We start from the raw sequence: 19,383 nt of genomic DNA on the forward strand, positions 1-19,383 counted from the left end.
TAGAGAGAACGATTAACATTCTACAAGAATATTTCAATCTGGAATACATTTGGTATGTGAGAAACAGGAATTATGATGCGGTATTGGGTTTGGCCATATTGGCATACAATCTTTGTGTTATGTTCAATATCTTGAACAGCCGTCCTCACAGAAAGGTGGCTGATATTATTGGCTGTTACTGATTTTTGAGACACCCTATTCAAAGTATAATATTTGGCACCAGATTGAAAAGTATTAAAGTTAGCCGTAAAGCAAAAAATGTTGGATTTGTTCTGATGATTCAAAAGCAGGAGGGAAAGAATGGATAATGTGTTAGGGAAAGTAGCTGCATTTGTTACCAGAAAAAATGGTAACGAAGTAGAATTATTGCTTTTTAAACACCCAACAGCAGGTATTCAGATACCTGGCGGAACGGTGGAAGCTGGTGAAGATTTCCTGGACGCAGTCATTAGAGAGACTGCTGAAGAAACAGGGCTGATCAATGTAGAGGTTAAGAACTTGATTGGTTACAAGGACGTTGTACTCCCTGAAAATGAATTTGTTGTCCTCAATAAAACGAAGGTGTATTCACGACCAGATCTTAGTAGTTTTGACTGGGCTGAATTTAGAAGGGGATTGCCTGTAACTCGCATCCGAGAAGAAAGTGGATTTACGCAGGTGCAGATAGTCCTGGAATACGGTGAGTCTCCGGAAGAAAAGTACGTAACGTACAATATTACTGGCTGGGTTCCCACCAGTGTTTTGACAAACAAAATCAGGCGTCATTATTATCACCTGATATGTAATGAAGATACTCCCGAAACCTGGGAACATTTCTCAGATAACTATATTTTCAAATTTTTCTGGGCACCTATATCAAAATTACCTGATATTGTGTCGCCGCAGAAAGAATGGTTGAAATACGTGTTTGAGGATTTCAAATATAGCTTTGAGTGATAAAAAAGCCACTCTCGCAACGGGCGGCTTCTTTATCACTGGTTTTTCCCGATGTGCTATTTACAAATTATCTATAAATGGGTGTGCAAACCATCGCAAAATGATAAACTGATTACCGCAAAGCGGTTATAAAGAAAGGACTGGATGAAATGAAACAAGCAAGAGACGAACACTGGAGCTTCTTTCTGTACACGTTTTTATGGTCATGGAGTTTGTGGTTGGTTCCTGTGATCTTTGGACTTGAAACCACTGTTTCTAAATTGTTTTATGCGCTAGGTGGAATTGCTCCATCGACTGTCGGAATTTTCATGGCTTATTCGAAAAAGGATAGAAAATACTGGAAAGATTTCTGGCACAGGATCTTTGATTTTCGCCTGATAGGTTTTGGCTGGTATTTGGTCATATTTCTGTTTGTCCCTGTGAGCAGCTTAATTGCCGTAATGATCAATTACTTTCTGACAGGAACAATACCGGAATTGAGTACCCTAAAGAGTTTTTTGGCTAATCCCATAAAGCTGATACCCTTTGCCGTTTTCATGCTTTTCTTTGGACCAATAGTGGAAGAATTAGGATGGAGAGGTTTTGCGCTTGATCATTTGGAAAAACGATATAGCTGGATTAAGTCGAGTATCATATTGGGGTCCTTTTGGGCTTTGTGGCATCTTCCCTTGTTTTTTGTTCAGAGGGACTTATCAATATAACCTGATGAACGATTCATTCATTTACTTCATAGACTTTATGGTGGCCTTTTTCCCGGCGAGTGTTGTGATGGACTGGATTTATAATAACAACGGGAGAAGTATCTTATCCGGTGTGCTGTTTCATTTTTGCATGAACTTCTTTGGTGAGGTGATCGATTTACCGAACCACATAAAACCATATTCAACCATTGTGATGATGACAGTAGCAATAGCTATTTTGATATCGTGGAAGTCGAAGAACGAGAATAGAGATTCGAGACCTGAGATCTGGTAGCCACTGCGCGGCGCCGAAAAATGAAGATCCCTCCAGTCTCAAGGAAATAATATAACCGTAAAAGCAGTTAAGGGGTTAAAAAGGATGAACAGGCACTTAGGTACGATACCATTTTTATCCGGAAATAGATGAGGTAGAAGAATGACTGAATATTACAGGATTTATCATGGAAAGCGAAGACATATCAGAAGGGTATCATCATTTTATCGTTCGAAAATAACTGATTTACATGAAGACTGCTTCAACATAAAAACATGAGTGCCTCATCAAGAGATGCTTATTTAAACATAAATATACTATTCTGATCTTCTTGCTTTTTATTTCACCAGTTGTTAGCAAAATGGTAAAATTAGGAGTGATCGAGGATTTGCGGGGTCGAACATTATTTGATTTTAGTGAGTGGTAAAGAGTTATCTCAAGAATGTTTGAAAGATATTGCGTTTTGAAATTGTACCGTGATGTACATACTTGGGGGGATGAATGTGTTGGTAGAGAAGAGCAAAGTTGATCAGCTAATTGATCTTGTTAATTCCCGCTATTTTGGATGGAAGGGTTTTGAGGATGATAGGTTCCTGGAAGAGGAACGAGATTACAAGGTTGAAACAGTAAAGAGGGCTAAAGAGTTATTAAATGAAACAGTTTTAGCTGGACTGATTGAAAGCAAGGCTTATTCGGAGTTGTTTGAGAGGATAGAAAAGATTGGCAAAGACAACAACCTGCTGTTTAATTCTATACCAACAAGCGGGGATTTAAGGTTGCTCTTCTCCACTAAAATAAACAAAGAAGCCTTTTCAAAGGAGTTTTTTAATCTTCTGTATGGTTCCGGTTCTTCGGAAGAACGTCTGGAAAAATTCTGTAATTTTGTTGAAAAAAGCGGAGAAAAATCTTACTGGACATTTCCCACGTATTTTCTTTTCATTGTTTACCCTGAAAGTGAGTATTTTGTAAAGCCATCGGTAGTATCCTGGTTTGCGAACTTCTTTGGATTTGCGTTTAGCAGAAAACCAGATGCAAGGAGCTACAAGCTTTTGAAAGATTACTCTTTTGAATTGATGAAGGCTCTTTCTGATTTCAATCCCAAAGATATGATAGATATACAGAGTTTTATTTGGGTTGCGTATCGAGAAAGCATTGGCAAAATTATTCTTCCGCAGAAAAAAAAGGAATTCGGGAAGTTTTTCAACGAGTTTTTAGAAGAATATTTCAATACTGAAAAAGGGCAAGCCCACTTCCAGGAATATGAAAGTTGCAGGAAACAGGGAAGGAAGAATTTTGAGTATGTTCTTAAAGAATGGGAGAAAGGTAATGACATAACTGATCTCGTTTTGAAAAAACTCTTACCTTATGATCAGAATTCTGCTGAGAAGGATCCAGATGTCTGGAATCACGTAGCACCTGCGGTAAATATCTACATTAAAAAAGAAATATGAAAGTATTGGTTGGGTTAAACCTGATGGATGGTCCAAAGTTACGGAGGTTATATTTACGTTTATCAAAGATTGTTATGAGAATCCTGATGAACTTGAAAAGATATGCGAAAGGTACGACTAGTCTGGCTATTCAAAGGGATTTCAGTCCGGAATTTTGTCCCCGATCCTGAATGCACTTAATCCGGATAAATTCCATATTATAAATAATAAACCTAGATGGGTTCTTGAATTCTTTATGGGAAAAAATCAACCCCAACCAATGAAGTATTATCCAGAGATTAACAAGGTTATTGAACAGGTAATTGTCGAACTGTCGGGTATTTTGAGTGGGATTACTGAAGACAGAATCAGACAGGCCGACCTTTTCGATGAGTTTTGCCATTGGTTTATTTCGATAAAAAAGCACCCTCTTAAAAAACCGCAATACTGGAAAATCGCGCCAGGAGAGCAGGCCTGGGAATGGGAGAGTTGCCGTGAGAATGGTTATATTGCTATCGGTTGGGAAAAGCTTGGTGACATATCCAGAATGACAAGAAAAGAATTCAATGAAAAGGCTGAAAGATTGAGCAAAGAGATCGATGGATACAAAAAGGTCGGGATGGAACAGGTATGGAATTTTGCGAAAGACATCAAAGAAGGGGATTATGTTATTGCAAATCTCGGGACAAAAGAAGTTCTAGGAATAGGAGTAGTGACTGGACCTTATTATTTTGTAGAAAACACACGACACGGGCATCGATTGCCCATTGACTGGATTGATACGCAGAAAAGAGAGGTAAAAAAACCTGCGTGGGTTAGAACACTGATAAAACTGGATGAAGAAGAATTCAGGGAGATTGTTGAAACCCCTCCGGGAACTTTTTCAGATGGGTTATTTACGGAGAAAACTTTCGAACTACTCGACCAGCTGCATGAAAATCCGACTAGGGCCTTTTATCATGAAAGAAGCGGTGAATTTGATAAGTATGTAGTAGAACCTGTCAAGGAATTAATGACTACAGTTGCTTCAAAGCTTCCCAAAGAAATGAAAGAGAAGCTCGAAACGGAGAAGAGTATATTTGGAAAGATCCCAAAAAATGATTTTGGTCGGGGTGGGGCATGGGATCATTTCTGGGGTGCTTTTTATCCCCGGGGAAGAAAAAGAATTGAATCTGCGCAGTTGTTTGTCTGGATCAATCGTGATGTGATGAGATATGGCTTTTCGATAGGCATGTATGGAGGTTCAGATGCTAAGGTTTTTACGAAAAACCTTCGAGAGAATGCTAGACAAATAATCCATATATTCAATGAAATGAATATTTCGGATAGTCTTCTGTTTGGCGATAGGGCAGAAATAAAGGTGCTTTCTGGAGTTCATAATGCCAAGGCCGTGGATATCGAAACGTGGGTGAATGATATCAAAAATCAGCCTCTTACTGTTTGTGTGGAGATACCGAGCAATGAGGTCTTATCTTTTGCTAAAGAGAGATTGGTAGATAAAGTTACGGAATGCTTTGTAAAGCTTTATCCTCTGGTTATACTGACAATTGAAGAGAACGATCCTATGAAGGAAATTATTGAGTTTATTTCTGGTCCGGACGAATACGAGCGGAATCCTGCGTATCCTCTTGACGAGTTAAGCGCTGAGATAGGTTTTGAAGAAAGTCTACTTGAAAGATGGATAAGAGCTATTAACCGAAAGGGGTAAGCGATAATTTATGGTCCCCCCGGAACTGGAAAAACGTTTGTTGCCAGGAAGATTGCCCGACATCTTATCGGTGGTGGGAATGGTTTTATTAAAACGGTTCAGTTTCATCCTTCTTATTCTTATGAGGATTTTATTCAAGGTATAAGGCCAACTTCAGACGAAAACGACACACTAAAATACCCGGTTGTTCCAGGAGCGTTTATGAAGTTCTGCAAAGAAGCGAGCGAACGTGATGGAATCTGTGTCATGATAATTGATGAGATCAACCGTGCAAACCTTTCTAGAGTTTTTGGTGAATTAATGTATCTCCTTGAGTATCGAAATGAAGACATCACTTTGCCCAGTGGAGAGAGATTTAAGATACCCGAAAACGTGCGAATCATTGGTACTATGAACACAGCTGATAGGTCTATAGCGCTCGTTGATCATGCGTTAAGAAGAAGGTTTGCTTTCTTAAGATTGTGGCCAAATTATGAGATTTTGAGGAATTTCCATGCTGGTGGAGATTTTAATCCGGAAGGTCTAATACAGGTTCTGGAGAGGTTAAACAGGAATATTGAACCACATTATCAGGTCGGGATCACATTCTTTCTTGAGGAAGGTATCAAAGACAAGATTGAAGATATCTGGTGCATGGAAATACTTCCTTATCTTGAGGAATATTTCTTTGACCAACCTGAAAAAGTGGATGAGTTCAAATGGGAAAAGGTAAAGACTGAAATTTTGGGGGAAGATAGTTGACAGTGAAAAACATCATCGAATTGAAGGAATACAAAAAGAAGATAGTGCCAAAAGAGGATCTACCCAACGAACTTGGAGCGTTTCTCTGGCGTGAAAATGGTAACAAAATAAACGTTGAGTTTCCGACCCTTAAGACCGCTAATAACTGGGAGCTGACTTCAAACGGGTGGGTTGGATACATTCCTTTATCACAAGAATATGGTCTCAGGTTGCTTCCGAGAGTTGAGCTTAAAAACCTTCTCCACATGCTCGAGTACGCGTATAATTTGAAATCATTTCAATTTATTGAAGGCATCCAGGATTGTGAGACTATTGAAGAGTTATATGAAAGACTGGTCAAGGTTTTTGTGAAACGTGTTATAGATCGTACAAAGAGAGGCTTGTACAGAGAATACATTCAACAAAACGATAGATTACCATATGTGAGGGGAAAATTAAATGTTCGGTCGATGATAAAGCAGCCCTGGAAAGTAAAGCTCGATTGTGTTTATCAGGATCATACGAACGATATTGAGGAAAACCAGATAATACTCTGGACTCTTTCGAAGCTAGTCATGAGTGACAGCATAAGTGAAGGAACGAGGAATCTTGTCAGAAAAGCGTACAGATCTCTGGCAGGAACTATCAAAGTCAGGCCTTTCAAACCTTCAGAATGTATAAAAAGATTCTATAACAGATTGAACAGCGACTATCTTCCCATACATGTTCTTGCAAAGTTCTTCCTTGAAAATAGCGGTCCTGCAGTAAAGTCTGGAACCAGTAAGATGATTCCTTTTCTCGTGAATATGCCCCGGTTGTTTGAGAAGTTCATTGCCGAATGGTTGAAGAAGAATTTGAAAGGGTATATAGTACGTGCTCAGGAGAAGGTCAATTTAGATAAAGAAAATAGCCTGAGTTTTAATATCGATCTTGTCATCTATAGTGGATTAACAGGAGAAGCCGTTGCTGTTTTGGATACGAAGTATAAAATCAATGAACGTCCTTCGGATAACGATATATCTCAGATAGCCAGTTACGCTATGACAAAGAACTGCACAAAGGCTTTTTTGATTTATCCGATAGACATGAATCCACCGGTGAATGTTACCGTTGGAAGTGTCGCTATCAGATGTCTTACTTTCCAGCTTTCGGGAGATCTTGAAGCAAATGGCATGAGAATGGTGGATGAACTGATGAGATTTATTGAATAGAATAGTAAACCAGGGACAATGTCCCTGGTTTTAGTTTGTTGATTGAAGATAAAACTCAGTAGATTAATCAAAACTCTTTTTTCCATGGCACAAGGAAGTTGTGATCATCTGACATGACAGAGAAATACAGGGCGTTTGCTGCCGTAGAAAAGCCGCTTACAAAGGCAACTACTGCACCCATTCTCTTGAGTCTTCTTAATCCTTCAAGCATTACAGTTTTTCCCAGTCCACGGCGCTGGTGTTCTGGTACTGTTCCTACTGGTTCGATGTATCCAGTGCGTGTGAAATCGTCGTACCAGATGGTGCAGAATGCCGCGATTTCTCCTTCGGGAGCGACTGCTACGATATCAAGGTCGCGGCGGTAAAGAGGCTGTTTCTGGATATTATGGTACCATTCCCAGCCATCATATTTTTCATCCGGTTCATTTGGGTGAAATGCCCTCCACGACGCCCAGCTTCTCGCTGGAATCTCCTGTTCGTCTCCCAATGCGCGTATCACATAGCCCTTTGCGACCGATGCATCAGGGATGGGAATTGCCAACGATCGACGGTGCTGGCAGTCCCGAATTTCTGTTTTGGTGTAACCTCGACCCTCAAGTATTCCCTTTCGAAGATCATCGTTTTCATGAGCCCAGACGTATAGCACCTTACGACCAATTGAGCACGAGTTAGCAAGGTGCTTTTCGGCGACAGCAATCATTTCCTCTTCCATTTTTTTTGTGCGAAAAGCGGGGTGCACGTGAAGAAACGCGTCACCTCTGCCTTCTGGGTTCAGTACGGCTGCAATCTTTCCGTCTGGTGTTTCCCAGATGTATGTAACCTTTTCAACCGGATCATAGGCATCACCGTTTTCTATTACATGCCAGCGCCAGTAATCGAGTCGTGCGACATGCCAGTTTAGCTGGCGCAGTTCGTTGAGAATGAGAGTCTGACGTAAAAAATTGCGAATACGCCAGTAATCGTTTTCTTCCTGAAACATGCGCATGATTAGTCTTCTCATTGTTTTTGTCCCTTCCGCTAGTTATAACTTACATTTGTGCCTAAGTATAAAATAGGGCAGCTAAATCATTTTACCTGTTTCCAGTATTTCCTTTTTATACCGTCTCTCGGTTCTTCGAATCTGGACCATTCGAATCCTTTATCCACAAGAAATCTGTGGATTTCGTTGTCTTTATCGCCGTTGCCGGGGCAGAGAATAATCATCCCACCGGGTTTGGTTACTCGCAGCAATTCTTTGTATTCTTCTTCGGGAGTATCACCGAACACGTGGCCGCCCATCGTTACATCTGCAAACTGATCAGGGAAAGGTATTTCTTCGATTAAACCATCGACTACGTATATATTCGTAAGTCCTTTTTCTTTGGCCTTTTTTCTTAAATATGAACGTAGATTTGCAACAGGTTCGACGGCAAATACCGTTTTTGCCTTTTCAGCTGCAACGATTGTTAGCCTTCCGGTTCCGGCTCCAACGTCTATAACGGTTTTTCCGGAAAAATCGACCAATGATAACAATTCATTTGAATCCCAGTTCAAAAATGGTTGCTGGTCATATACCACCGGGTCAACAACGAATACAACCCAATCGTTTATGGCAGTTAGTACGGCTATCTCGGCCTCGCGGACCTTTGCGGGATCATTTATTGGTTCATTTTTTATGTTCTCCAATATTTTATCAACCCAATCATTGATTTGAGGGCATTTGTTTCTGAAATACCATTCCACAACAGGATTTGCTTTCAGAGCAATGGCTAATTCCCTTTTTGGTACATTCCCCCTCGGCAGCCATCTTAATTGTACTTCCTCCAGTAACAATAACGTATTAAACGATAGATCAGAAACGTCCATCCATCCAAGAGCCATTATTGTAACCTCCTTCAGCTTGTCATTTGGTTGTAGGATTATTAGCGAAGCCAAGGATCCCGAAGGTCGCTGCGAGGTTGCATCAGGTTGCACAGGCCAAAGGTTGCGGAACAGAGAAGAATGTACCATGAATTATCTCATATGTCAATAGAAACTCATCTGTTTGTCAAGAAAATCCAGATCTTGTTTCGCTGGGGAATTCGTTGTTAATTTTTATGGTTTTTTTCTATATACTCTTTATAAGGGCACTTTCAAATGAAGGGGTGAGATTTTGAGAGCTTTAGTTACCGGAGCGTCTTCAGGGATCGGGAAGGTATTTGCGGAAGAACTTGCGAAGAGGGGATACGATCTTGTCCTTGTCGCAAGGAGAAAGGAAAGGTTAGAGAAATTGGCGCATGACCTGTCATCTATTTACGGGGTAGCTGTTGAACCCTTTGTGGCTGATTTAACCGATTTTGATAAGCTGAGGGAACTTGTGGAGAGATTTTCAGATATAGACCTTCTCATTAACAACGCCGGGTTTGGTTTAATTTCACCGTTTGTGGAAATAGATACTGAAAAGGGATTGAAAATGGTTGATCTGAATATAAGAGCGCTTTATTACTTAACGAAGGAATTTTCAAAGAAGATGGTAAAAAGGAATGGGAATGAAGCGGGGATAATCAACATTGCTTCTACCGCGGCATTTCAGCCAGTGCCGGGATTTGCCACTTATGCTGCCACAAAGGCTTTTGTGCTCAGTTTAACTGAAGCCTTTTCCAAAGAATTAGAAGGCAGAGTAAAGATTATGGTCGTTTGCCCCGGCCCAACAAAGACGGAATTTTTCAATGTTGCCGGCTTACCCAATATGCGTGCAAAGTTCATAATGACCCCCGAGAAAGTAGTAAAGGGATCTCTTAGAGCTTTTGAAAAGGGGAAGAGAACCTATATACCCGGTTTTTTCAATAAGCTGTTGGTTTTTCTGCAACGGTTTGTAAGCAGGGAATTAGCCTTGAATGTTGTTGCAAGGTTTTTCTATGAAAAGCCTGAGGGAGAGGTGTAAAGATGAGTGAGATTACGAAAGAATTTATACAGTTTCTCATTAGAGCCAAGCAGAATACATATGCGGGCGATGGGGAAGAATCAGAACCCTCAAGACCATGTTCTAAGGATTTGCATTATCAGGAGGGTGAGTTCTTATATATCGATACTTACTTAGGCAGTTTCGATTTTATAGGGGAAGAAGCAGTCTGGAAGAACGGTAGACCAATTTGGGGAATGAATTACTACGGGAGAATGTTGGTAGATGATATTCCGGAGGGGTTCATCAAATGCTTGAAGGAAGCCTTAAAGAATGTCCCTGCCTCAGCACCTTATCGTGGTCCTGAGACATTCAAATATGGAAGTTTTGAGTATTATTGTGAATGGAAAGGGAATGTCGAATGCTTTGAAGGTAATGAAAAGATATTGTTCGAAGGCAAAATCATATACAAATTGAGCTTTCATGGTGGTACTTTGAAGTAAGTGTAATCTCAGGTGTCGATTCTGGAATGTCGCCAAAACTTAATCAACGGAAATCGGGTTAGATAAATCTGGAGGGAATATTTTGGGAAACAACACTGTTTCTTTTAGTGAAGCACTAAAGTATGTATATCGCAAAGAACCCTGCAGAGTGTTACCGAACGCACTGTGGAAAACGCTGATTAGAATAGGAGATCTGGATTGTTCCTTTGAATTGGACGGAAATGAAGTTACAAAACTTGTAGCGAGAGAAGAAAAAAGATTGTTTGTCTTCTGGAAAAAGAACCCGGGTTTAGACGAGCTGAGCAAAAAAGAGTTGGAACGAATGGATTTCATGGTTATACATGATGAGTACTACCGGCAACTTGATGGCAGGCTTTTTTCTTATACAAAATCTTATTTTAGGATTATCCATGATAATAAAGAAACGTACAATGTGGAATTACCGGCTGGTTTTGCCTTTGAGAATGTGAATATAGCCAGTGAAATTGAAGAGGTTTCGGAATTGATAGGAAGGTGTTATGAAGATATACATCCTGATGTTGAGACAGTCAGGAGCTGGATGAAACATCCTGTGTTCGAAAAGGATTTGTGGGTTTGGGTCATAGATAGGAAAAAGGATACACCGGTAGCTTTAGGTATTGCCGAAATAGATAAAATGATACAGGAAGGATCGCTTGAATGGATTCAGGTTTTGCCCGATTACCAGGGGAAGGGTTTAGGCAGTGCCGTCGTGTTTGAGCTGTTGAACAGACTAAAAAGCCGTGTTGCATTCACTACGGTTTCAGGAGAAGTTGGCAACAAAACCAATCCAGAAAGGCTATACAGGAAGTGCGGGTTTTACGGAAATGATATTTGGTGGGTATTAAGAAAATGAGGTACCAGTTTCTATTGGCGTGAAAGAAGGTGTAGTTTTTTATAGAGAAACAATGAGAGGAAAGAGGTGAGACGATGAGGAAAGCTGTAAATGTGCTGTTAATACTGATCATGGGGGTGATGGTTATGGCATTTTATCCACCGGATGAAAGATTAGAAGATGCTTGTGAGGTCATTAAGGAACTTTCTTCGATGCCTGATAGCGAGGCTTTTGTTGAGCTTCTTAAACGCGCAAAAGGGATAGCGGTATTTCCTAATGTTATAAAAGCAGGATTTGTAGTTGGCGGACAATATGGTGAAGGGTTCCTGTTGAGAAAAGATTCGGAGACCGGCCAATGGTACGGGCCTTTATTCCTTAGGCTCTATAAGATGAGCTATGGGATGCAAGTGGGGGCTCAGTCGATTGGACTTGTACTGCTCATTATGAATGATACGGGGTTTGAAGGGTTTACGAAAGACAACATCACGCTTGGCGGGAGTCTCAGTATTGCTGCCGGGCCCATTGGAAGGAATTTATCCGCGGATGTTGATTATTCTTTGCAGACTATTCTTTCGTATTCGATATCGAAAGGATTCTTTATCGGGTTTACCGTTGAAGGTTCTGTGGTGAAGATCGATAGAAAAGCCATCGAAGAGTATTATGGTGAATACATCTCACCGAAAGCGATATTGAATGAGAAAATTGCTGATTCTTACGAAGTAAACAAGCTGTTGAAACTGATCGAGGATATTACAGGAGAAGGGCAGGCTTTATAAAATAAGGCCGTGGATACGACCGGCTATGTCGGTGATACGAACTCGTTCAGGTAGCGAAGCGACACGAACCGCAAGCGGTTGATATGCGCCTGAGGCGGAAGTGCTGAGCAGCGCTCAGGAGGCTCACGACGTTGACGCTCGCGAGGCTGAGGCTTGCGACGCTGTTGACGGGTAAGCACGCTTCGCATGGGTAAGCCCGGCTGCACCGGGGGTAAGCACTCCTTTCGGAGTGGGTGAAAACTGCTTCGCAGTTGAAAAAGCAGGTCGCTTGCAGAGGCTGACATTCTTTAAAAATCAACGGATAACCGTTATTCTGGAGATGTCCTATCCAGAATCTTAACGCCCCACTGTCATTCTGGAAATGTTTAATCCAGAATCTGGTTTTCAGTACGAGATCCTGAATCGAGTTTAGGATGACGGTTAGGGAACAAGTATCGGGTTAGCAAGGCGATAGGCCCCTATTTGTCATTCTGGAGATGTTCTATCCAGAATCTACTCCACAGACTGTCATTCTGGAGATGTCCTATCCAGAATCTTAACCCCCACCGTCATTCTGGAAATGTTTTATCCAGAATCTTACTCTTCGCCGTCATTCTGGAAATCTCTTATCCAGAATCTGGGTTTGTTCTATGTACGAGATCCTGAATCAAGTTCAGGATGACGGGTAGGGGTGTTCGGGATGACATACATACGGCCGACTTGCCTGCTCTATCAACTGCGCAGCAGTTCGCAACAACCACGAAGTGGTTCGAGACAACTCCACAGGAGTTCGTGCCACCGGCGTAGCCGGTCGTAACTGCCTTGTGAGCGTCGCTCCATCAACTGTCAGCGTCTGCAAGCCTCCTGGATGTAGTCCAGCACTTCGCAGCTTAGCTGTTTTCCGCCGCAGGCGTGTGTCAACCGCGAAGCAGTTCGCAACGGGCTTACCCCCAGCGCAGCTGGGCTCACCCACGCGAAGCGTGCTAACCAGCCGCACAGCGGCCCTCTCGGTTCTCGGACTCTCGGACTCTCGATTCTTATCAGGAGTTCGTGTCAATCCCGAAGGGATTCGGAGCGCCGCGCAGCGGCTTTCTCTATTAGCTTTTCAACTCTTTTTCCATAAATTTTGCGGTATCTTCGCCGAACATGTTTTTTACGGTCTTAAAGAATCCATCGGTTGTTTTTATGTTTTTTGCAAGAAGCTCCTTTAGCAGTTTTTTGAAATTATCTGATCCTATCTTTTTCTCAAGTTTATTCAGGATTACCGGGCCTTTTGCGTATAACGTCAGAAATGCTTTCTCGTCGCTTCTGCTCAAACCGTAAATTGGCGGGCAATCGGTTACGGCTTGCCTGTATTTTTCTATTTTCCTTTCAAATTCGGCATTGCCGTATTTTTCTTTATAAAGCAGTAGGGCAGAATACTCGGCGAAGGATTCGTTGAGCCAGTCTTCCCACGTGCTGCTGTCAGCTCCCATCCACCATAGATGAGAAATCTCGTGTGACAGGAATTTGAAATAGTTTTTATCGTCTACATCTTCAAGCGCTACAACCAGCAAGCCGGGTCTGCAGTACCCACCGCCTTCTGACCTTGGTGCGATAACGATGGTGAACTCTTCTACATTGGTTTTTCCAAAGTAATCAAAGCAGGTTTTTATAATAAACCCAAGATGCTTTTCTATCTTCTCCGCGATTTTTTCGCCTTCTATGGAAGCATTATAAATTTTTATGGTCATCCTCCGTTCTCGTACGATTCTCTTTTTGAAGTTTTTGGAAGCCAATATTGTACAATCATTAACCATGTTATCTGATTCCACAATCCAGTATCCGTTTTGTTTCCTGGCTTTTTGCCCCACTACTTCGTAACCATCTTCTATATCCACCCTGATTTGAAAAGCAGCTTTTCTATTTTCTTCAGCAAGTGGGAACCATGGAGAATATAAGCTGATCTCCACCCATTCTTCGTTTATCCTGTTTACTTCATATTTTTTGAGTGTGTTGATTTTTCCGTGGTACTTAAATTGTAATTTGATCACATCACCTTTGTTTTTCTTTTTATTCAAATGGATTTTTATTTGCTTTGATTCCAGTATGAAGGGGCTCCAATTGCTTATTTCGTTGCTTACCGCGTAATCTTTTACGTCTTCTGAAGTTATCTGATCAATGTTTATGTCTTTGTATATATAAAGATTTATTTCTTCGGTTGAATCCTGCAAAACGTAATAGTCCAGGTTCAACAGCGCGTATATTTCCTTATTTTTGGGCACTATTCTTATTTTTCCTTCGTAAAAATTGGTGTTTTCCATTTATATCCCTCGCTTGATCTTTTCAGTCTGATGTTCTGAATGTTTCAAATAGTTGATTTGTTAGTCGTATTATAACGTACCTTATTTTACGCAGTCAAATGCGCTTTGTATTGCCAGATATAGATTCGAAATGATATGAAAGTTCTTATAAAGGAAGGTCATTTGGTAGAATTGAATAAAGCGAATGAGGAGGGATAATAATCGTGGACAGGATTTCTTTGACTGATTTGTATCGTTATGTGAGTTTGGGAAATATAGAGTTTTTGCCGGAGGGAAAGAAATTCATCTTTGTCAGGAAAAGGATGGATAAGAAGCAAAATAAGTATTACAGTGATATCTGGATCATGGATGTTTCAGGGAGAAATCGCCGACAGCTCACATTTGGAAAATTTGATTCTTCTCCAAAAATAAGCCCGGACGGAAAACTTCTAGCATTTACTTCTAAACGTGAGAAGGATTCACAGGGTACAGAACTGTACATCCTTCCCCTTGACGGCGGTGAATCAAAGTTAGTGAAAACCATCGAAGGTGGTGTCCAATCCCTGGAGTGGATTGATAATACAAAACTCGCTTTCGTTTCAGCTGTTAGACCTGACGGAAAAGCCCCCGAAAAAGAACCACCGGAAAAAAAGGTTTATGAAATCGAGAGGATCCCTTTCCTTGGAAACGGTGCAGGGTTTACGGATGGAAGATATGGGCACGCTTTTTTGCTTGATATAAATTCCGGGAAATTAGAACGGCTCACCGAAGGCGAAACGCATGTAAGGGGAGTGTCACCTTCGCCAGATGGGAGAAAACTTGCGGTTGTGATGCTCGATAATCCTGAACAGAGACCTATATGGGCTTCACTGTACGTAATCGACCTAAAAACCCGTGACAGGATACGGTTGTTCAACGATAAGGTTTCGGTAATGTATGCCGAATGGAAGGATAACGATAATCTGTACGCTCTCATAACAGACTTCAAAAAGGGATTTGCTACAAACCCCAAAGTAGCGATTGCGCGAGTACCGACTAAAAGGACAAGAACCATCTTTGATGGTGATCTTTCTTTCTTCAATAGTTTAAACAGCGATGTGAGAGGCGTTGGAGGTAGGCAGATTAGAGTTCACAATGGTTCTTTATATTTCATCACCACAGACGGGCCAAAGGCTGTCATCAAGTCCGTTGACAATAAAGGCAAGCTTAGTACTGTTCTCGATGTTAACGCCAGCATAGATTGTTTTGACATTGCGCCTGACGGGACTATTGTTTTCACGATGATGAATCCCACCTATCCTCTGGAGATTTACAAGAGCAAAAAGGGAAAAATCAGGAAGCTTACGTCATTCAATGGCTGGATTAGAAAGTATCGGTTGTCCGAACCGGAAGGGTTTAAGGTAGAAGCATCGGATGGGAAAGTTATCGATGCATGGATAATGAAACCCGTGGAATTCGAAGAAGGAAAGAAATATCCTACTATTCTTGAGATTCACGGCGGGCCAAAGACAGCCTACGGATACGGCTTCATCCATGAATTCCAGCTGCTTGCTGCTTCCGGTTATGCCGTTCTTTTCTGTAATCCGCGGGGAAGTGACGGTTATGGTTCGGAGTTCGCCGATATACGCGGACATTACGGTGAAAGGGACTTTCAGGATATCATGGAGGTTGTGGAGTACGCTGTAAATAACTTCGATTTTGTGGACGCCGATCGGCTTGGGGTAACAGGCGGTTCTTATGGGGGCTTCATGACCAATTGGATTGTAGGGCATACCGATATTTTCAAAGCTGCGGTAAGCCAGAGGTCAATTTCTAACTTTATATCTTTCTATGGAACCACGGATATCGGCTATTTCTTTGCTGAAGATCAAATAGGCGGCAATTTCTGGGAAAATCTCGAAGGGTACATCAGACAATCTCCCCTTTACTATGCTCCGAATGTGGAAACACCGTTGTTGCTCATCCATTCTCTGGAAGATTACCGCTGTTGGGTACCTGAAGCCATGCAATTTTTTACTGTTCTAAGAAGGCTGGGCAAAGAAGCAAAAATGGTTCTCTTCCCGAAGGAGAACCACGAGCTTTCGAGAAGTGGGTTACCCGTTCACAGGGAAAAAAGATTGAGAGCTATATTGGATTGGTTTGAATCGCACTTGAAGGTTCGCAAGGGGGATACTGAGTGATAATCAGGGAAGCCAGACCGGAAGATAACGCTAAACTTCTCGAAATTGAACGCACTTCAGCTCAAGAGGGGAATGTTTGGTTTACCTCGAATCGAGAAGACTTTTTTGAAAAGATGCGCTACTTTGAAGACGGGTTCATGCTCGTAGCCGAGGATGAGAAAACAGGAGATATCATAGGTTGTGCCGGCGCTGGGTTTGCTGATTACTGGCTCGAAGGACGTAAGCAGAGAGGGGTTTATCTTTTCGGGCTAAGAACAAATCCGAAATACAGGATGAAGGTTGCGCGATGGCTGAAAGCGCTCATTGAGAAGATGGGGGATATTCTGGAAAATTCTGAGGCAGAGTTTGGCTTTGGTTCCGTCAAAGCTGATAATATCCGCTCGATAAAAATATTGCGTCATATGAATCTTTTCGCTGCAAGGACACTGAACTTCTACGTACAGCCTGTTTTGAGAAGAGGTAAGGTAAAAGGACTGGAAATTGATAACGATCCCGAAATTTCTGAACTTCAGGAGTATTACATCAACAGTATGGAAGACCATGATCTGGTTCCTATGGATCTGGATAGAAATTTCTTTCCCAGACTGAAAGAGCAAAAGCGTCTGAAAGTGTACCGTTATAAGAGTGCCTGGGCAGCCGTCTGGGACATTACCGGTGAATACGATGTAGCTATTACCAGATTGTCTAAGAGTTTAAGAGCATTGCAGGTTTCCGTTAGATTTCTTGCTACGCTCGTTCCTTTTGTCAGGATTCCAAAATTGAATGAATTCATACGTTCATGGCATGTTATCATCTTTGAATATCAGGATCTCAAAGATGCTAAAAAACTAGTAAAAGCCATCCACCACGATGCTTGGAATAATCGGATTCATCTTTTGAACTTTGCGGAAGATGCGGAAGTGGATCATATCAAAAAAGCCTTAGGACCTTTTACGATAAAACTTCCCTTTGTGCTTCACACCATTGATAGAAAGCAATCGCGGAAGAATTTTAAGCCCGTTATCTGGCCACCAAGAATATGAGGAATAAAAAAGAGGAGCTTTAGCTCCTCTTTTTTATGGCACGCCCGGAGGGAGTCGAACCCCCAGCCTACGATTTTGGAGACCGCCGCTCTGCCAGTTGAGCTACGGGCGTACACTAATAGATATTATAGACGATTCATTAGAGCTTTTCAAGTAGAGAACATTACGTCCAGTTATACCATTTGTGCTTTAAATAACGAACATCATTTTCTCAATCCGAATTCTGAAAGTAAGTCCCTGATTCTTCTTGGAGTCAGGCCGAACTCTTTTGATAGAAGATTCAAATCGTTTCCAAGAGACTTAAGCCGCTTTTCGAGAATTTTTTTCATGATATTCTTGTGTAAATTTTGCAGAAAATCTTTGTAGGTAATTCCGTTATTTGTGTTTTCAACTATCGCTTCTTCAGCCAGAATGCTTGTATAGGACTCAACATTGTTTTTCACACCCGAATAGAGGATGTTGTTAACCGCGAGATATTCTTCGATCATGTTTAGCAATTCTCTAATATTCCCGGGATAATCGTAGTTGAGAAATCGCTGTTTTAACTCCCGGGGTAAACTTTCAAAACGCAGTAGATAACCCTTCGACTCGAGTATCCTGTCGAATATATAAGGAATGTCCGTCTTTCTTTCCCTTAATGGAGGAAGTTCGACCTTTATTGCGGAAAGCCTGAAACGCAGGTCATTCCTTAGAACGTTGTCTTCAGTTCTATTTGTGGCGGTGATGAAGCGGACATCGACCTTTTTTGGCTTTGTCGAACCGATTTTGAAAAACTCGCGATTTTCGGTGACGCTCAATATTTTGGCCTGAAGATTCAAAGGCATATCTCCGATTTCATCGAGGAACAACGTTCCGGTGTTGGCCAGTTCAATCAACCCCGTCTTTTCGCTTGTAGCTCCTGTAAAAGCACCTTTTTTGTAGCCGAAGAGCTCGCTTTCGAGTAATGTATCCGGAATTGCGGCACAGTTGAGTGAGTAGAAAGGTTTATCCCATCTGGGAGATAAATTGGCTATGGTTTCGGCTAAGAGGTTTTTTCCTGTTCCTGTTTCACCGAGTATCATGAAGCTTCCATCATAAAACATGGAGAGTATGAGCATTTTCTTTAGTTCCACAATTTTTTCGCTTTTGCCGACTATTCTTGAGAGTTGTTTTTCAATTTTTTTCATTACATCTTCGGCTATTTGTCTTGGACTCTTATAACTTCCGATAACGCGGTAATATCCTTTGAATTCATGAAATTCCTGCGAATAACCCTTGATCAGAAAAACTCGTATGGGGTTATTGTTGACGAGAATGATATTGGTAAAGGCATAGAGCCAATCCTTTACTATATCCTGTAATTGTTTCGTGCCGTCTATAAACAGGATGGTAGGAATTTCTTTGCCGAGTCCAATCAGATAGTCAAAATCCACGTCATAGAGACTATTAAAATGCTCAAAAGCACTAATTCCATCCAGTGATTCTCCAATTGTTATTGCTCTGTAATACATATTCTTTTCCTCCATAAGGAAATTGATTTCACACAATTTATTATACAACGACTGCATGGGATTTCTTACGTTAAGTGCTAATATATCTTTTAAGTTGGTGTAGATATACAGCGGCGCCTTGCGGAAGATTTTTGAAATTCGCTTCTTAGCTGGCATAACTTTGTATGTAATTAATCGAAATGTTAACACTCCCTTCCATATCCCCCGTTACCCCCTGGTGGCTGCCACCTCCGCAGCCACTATTTTTTATGAGGCAACTCGCCCCCGTAATGCCTCAAAAATAAATCTACTTGAAATAGGATGGATGCCTCAAAATAGAATCTACTTGAAATTGAGAGGGACATAGTTGAGGATCCCTCCTTTCGATTTATCAATCTGGATGTTCACTAATTGTTCTTGGAAATGAGTTATTATACTCTTGAGTTTGTAAATGTCTAGGGCTTCGTGTTGTTTGCGAAGCCTGTCTTTTGTATTTTGGT

Annotated in this window: 17 protein-coding genes, 1 tRNA gene and 2 pseudogenes; 14 read left to right on the top strand and 6 right to left on the bottom strand. The window is 41.4% G+C overall.

The window, feature by feature from the left end:
- The 8 genes and pseudogenes from DU53_RS12990 to DU53_RS09300 all read left to right on the top strand — a co-directional run.
- Window positions 1-182 (top strand): annotated as a pseudogene (locus tag DU53_RS12990) (IS4/IS5 family transposase); the annotation flags it as partial.
- 118 nt (window positions 183-300) lie between these two features.
- Window positions 301-936, top strand: a complete 636-nt coding sequence (locus tag DU53_RS09270) for an NUDIX domain-containing protein (RefSeq protein WP_015869136.1) — start codon at window positions 301-303, stop codon at window positions 934-936.
- A 149-nt stretch (window positions 937-1,085) separates the two neighbouring features.
- Window positions 1,086-1,637: a type II CAAX endopeptidase family protein gene (locus DU53_RS09275; protein ID WP_082853906.1), complete on the top strand. Its 552-nt coding sequence runs from the start codon at window positions 1,086-1,088 to the stop codon at window positions 1,635-1,637.
- 4 nt (window positions 1,638-1,641) lie between these two features.
- Window positions 1,642-1,911, top strand: a complete 270-nt coding sequence (locus DU53_RS09280) for a hypothetical protein (protein ID WP_063728474.1) — start codon at window positions 1,642-1,644, stop codon at window positions 1,909-1,911.
- Between the two features lie 482 nt (window positions 1,912-2,393).
- A complete protein-coding gene (locus tag DU53_RS09285; protein WP_063728476.1) occupies window positions 2,394-3,341 on the top strand; it encodes a hypothetical protein in 948 nt (315 codons plus the stop codon).
- 235 nt (window positions 3,342-3,576) lie between these two features.
- Complete coding sequence (locus DU53_RS12190; RefSeq protein ID WP_201030060.1) at window positions 3,577-5,028, top strand: DUF2461 family protein; 1,452 nt, start codon at window positions 3,577-3,579, stop codon at window positions 5,026-5,028.
- A 6-nt stretch (window positions 5,029-5,034) separates the two neighbouring features.
- Window positions 5,035-5,769: an McrB family protein gene (locus DU53_RS12195; RefSeq protein ID WP_255358906.1), complete on the top strand. Its 735-nt coding sequence runs from the start codon at window positions 5,035-5,037 to the stop codon at window positions 5,767-5,769.
- Between the two features lie 2 nt (window positions 5,770-5,771).
- Complete coding sequence (locus tag DU53_RS09300) at window positions 5,772-6,959, top strand: McrC family protein (protein WP_235599798.1); 1,188 nt, start codon at window positions 5,772-5,774, stop codon at window positions 6,957-6,959.
- A gap of 67 nt (window positions 6,960-7,026) precedes the next feature.
- Here the strand turns inward: DU53_RS09300 and DU53_RS09305 are convergent, their stop codons facing one another.
- Window positions 7,027-7,959 carry a GNAT family N-acetyltransferase gene (locus tag DU53_RS09305; RefSeq protein ID WP_015869140.1) on the bottom strand — a complete coding sequence of 311 codons (933 nt, stop codon included), beginning with the start codon at window positions 7,957-7,959 and terminating at the stop codon, window positions 7,027-7,029.
- A gap of 65 nt (window positions 7,960-8,024) precedes the next feature.
- Window positions 8,025-8,819: a class I SAM-dependent methyltransferase gene (locus tag DU53_RS09310; protein WP_015869141.1), complete on the bottom strand. Its 795-nt coding sequence runs from the start codon at window positions 8,817-8,819 to the stop codon at window positions 8,025-8,027.
- Between the two features lie 271 nt (window positions 8,820-9,090).
- Here DU53_RS09310 and DU53_RS09315 point away from each other — a divergent pair, with 271 nt between their 5' ends.
- The 4 genes from DU53_RS09315 to DU53_RS09330 all read left to right on the top strand — a co-directional run bounded on the left by DU53_RS09315 (window position 9,091) and on the right by DU53_RS09330 (window position 11,951).
- A complete protein-coding gene (locus DU53_RS09315) occupies window positions 9,091-9,861 on the top strand; it encodes an SDR family oxidoreductase (RefSeq protein WP_015869142.1) in 771 nt (256 codons plus the stop codon).
- Between the two features lie 2 nt (window positions 9,862-9,863).
- A complete protein-coding gene (locus DU53_RS09320) occupies window positions 9,864-10,322 on the top strand; it encodes a DUF5680 domain-containing protein (RefSeq protein WP_015869143.1) in 459 nt (152 codons plus the stop codon).
- An 82-nt stretch (window positions 10,323-10,404) separates the two neighbouring features.
- The gene (locus DU53_RS09325) at window positions 10,405-11,196 is read left to right on the top strand and encodes a GNAT family N-acetyltransferase (RefSeq protein ID WP_015869144.1); all 792 of its coding nucleotides are present in this window, start codon (window positions 10,405-10,407) and stop codon (window positions 11,194-11,196) included.
- 74 nt (window positions 11,197-11,270) lie between these two features.
- Entirely contained in the window at window positions 11,271-11,951 is a 681-nt protein-coding gene (locus DU53_RS09330) for a lipid-binding SYLF domain-containing protein (RefSeq protein WP_015869145.1), read from the top strand.
- A 1,076-nt stretch (window positions 11,952-13,027) separates the two neighbouring features.
- Here DU53_RS09330 and DU53_RS09335 read toward each other — a convergent pair.
- Entirely contained in the window at window positions 13,028-14,233 is a 1,206-nt protein-coding gene (locus tag DU53_RS09335) for a M1 family aminopeptidase (RefSeq protein ID WP_015869146.1), read from the bottom strand.
- A 203-nt stretch (window positions 14,234-14,436) separates the two neighbouring features.
- Here DU53_RS09335 and DU53_RS09340 point away from each other — a divergent pair, with 203 nt between their 5' ends.
- Window positions 14,437-16,392 carry a S9 family peptidase gene (locus tag DU53_RS09340; protein ID WP_015869147.1) on the top strand — a complete coding sequence of 652 codons (1,956 nt, stop codon included), beginning with the start codon at window positions 14,437-14,439 and terminating at the stop codon, window positions 16,390-16,392.
- Window positions 16,389-17,414, top strand: coding sequence for a GNAT family N-acetyltransferase (locus DU53_RS09345; RefSeq protein ID WP_015869148.1), 1,026 nt, complete (start codon window positions 16,389-16,391; stop codon window positions 17,412-17,414). Before DU53_RS09340 ends, DU53_RS09345 begins: the two co-directional genes overlap by 4 nt.
- Before the next feature lie 36 nt (window positions 17,415-17,450).
- On the opposite strand, the gene DU53_RS09350 is transcribed toward DU53_RS09345, so the two are convergent.
- The 3 genes and pseudogenes from DU53_RS09350 to DU53_RS12200 all read right to left on the bottom strand — a co-directional run.
- Window positions 17,451-17,526 (bottom strand) — tRNA-Trp (locus DU53_RS09350).
- Between the two features lie 91 nt (window positions 17,527-17,617).
- Window positions 17,618-18,904, bottom strand: coding sequence for a sigma 54-interacting transcriptional regulator (locus DU53_RS09355; protein WP_015869149.1), 1,287 nt, complete (start codon window positions 18,902-18,904; stop codon window positions 17,618-17,620).
- Between the two features lie 321 nt (window positions 18,905-19,225).
- Window positions 19,226-19,383, bottom strand: a pseudogene (locus DU53_RS12200) (ISNCY family transposase); the annotation flags it as partial.

The sequence above is a fragment of the Kosmotoga sp. DU53 genome, from assembly GCF_001639905.1.
In the GTDB taxonomy this organism is placed as follows: domain Bacteria; phylum Thermotogota; class Thermotogae; order Petrotogales; family Kosmotogaceae; genus Kosmotoga; species Kosmotoga olearia.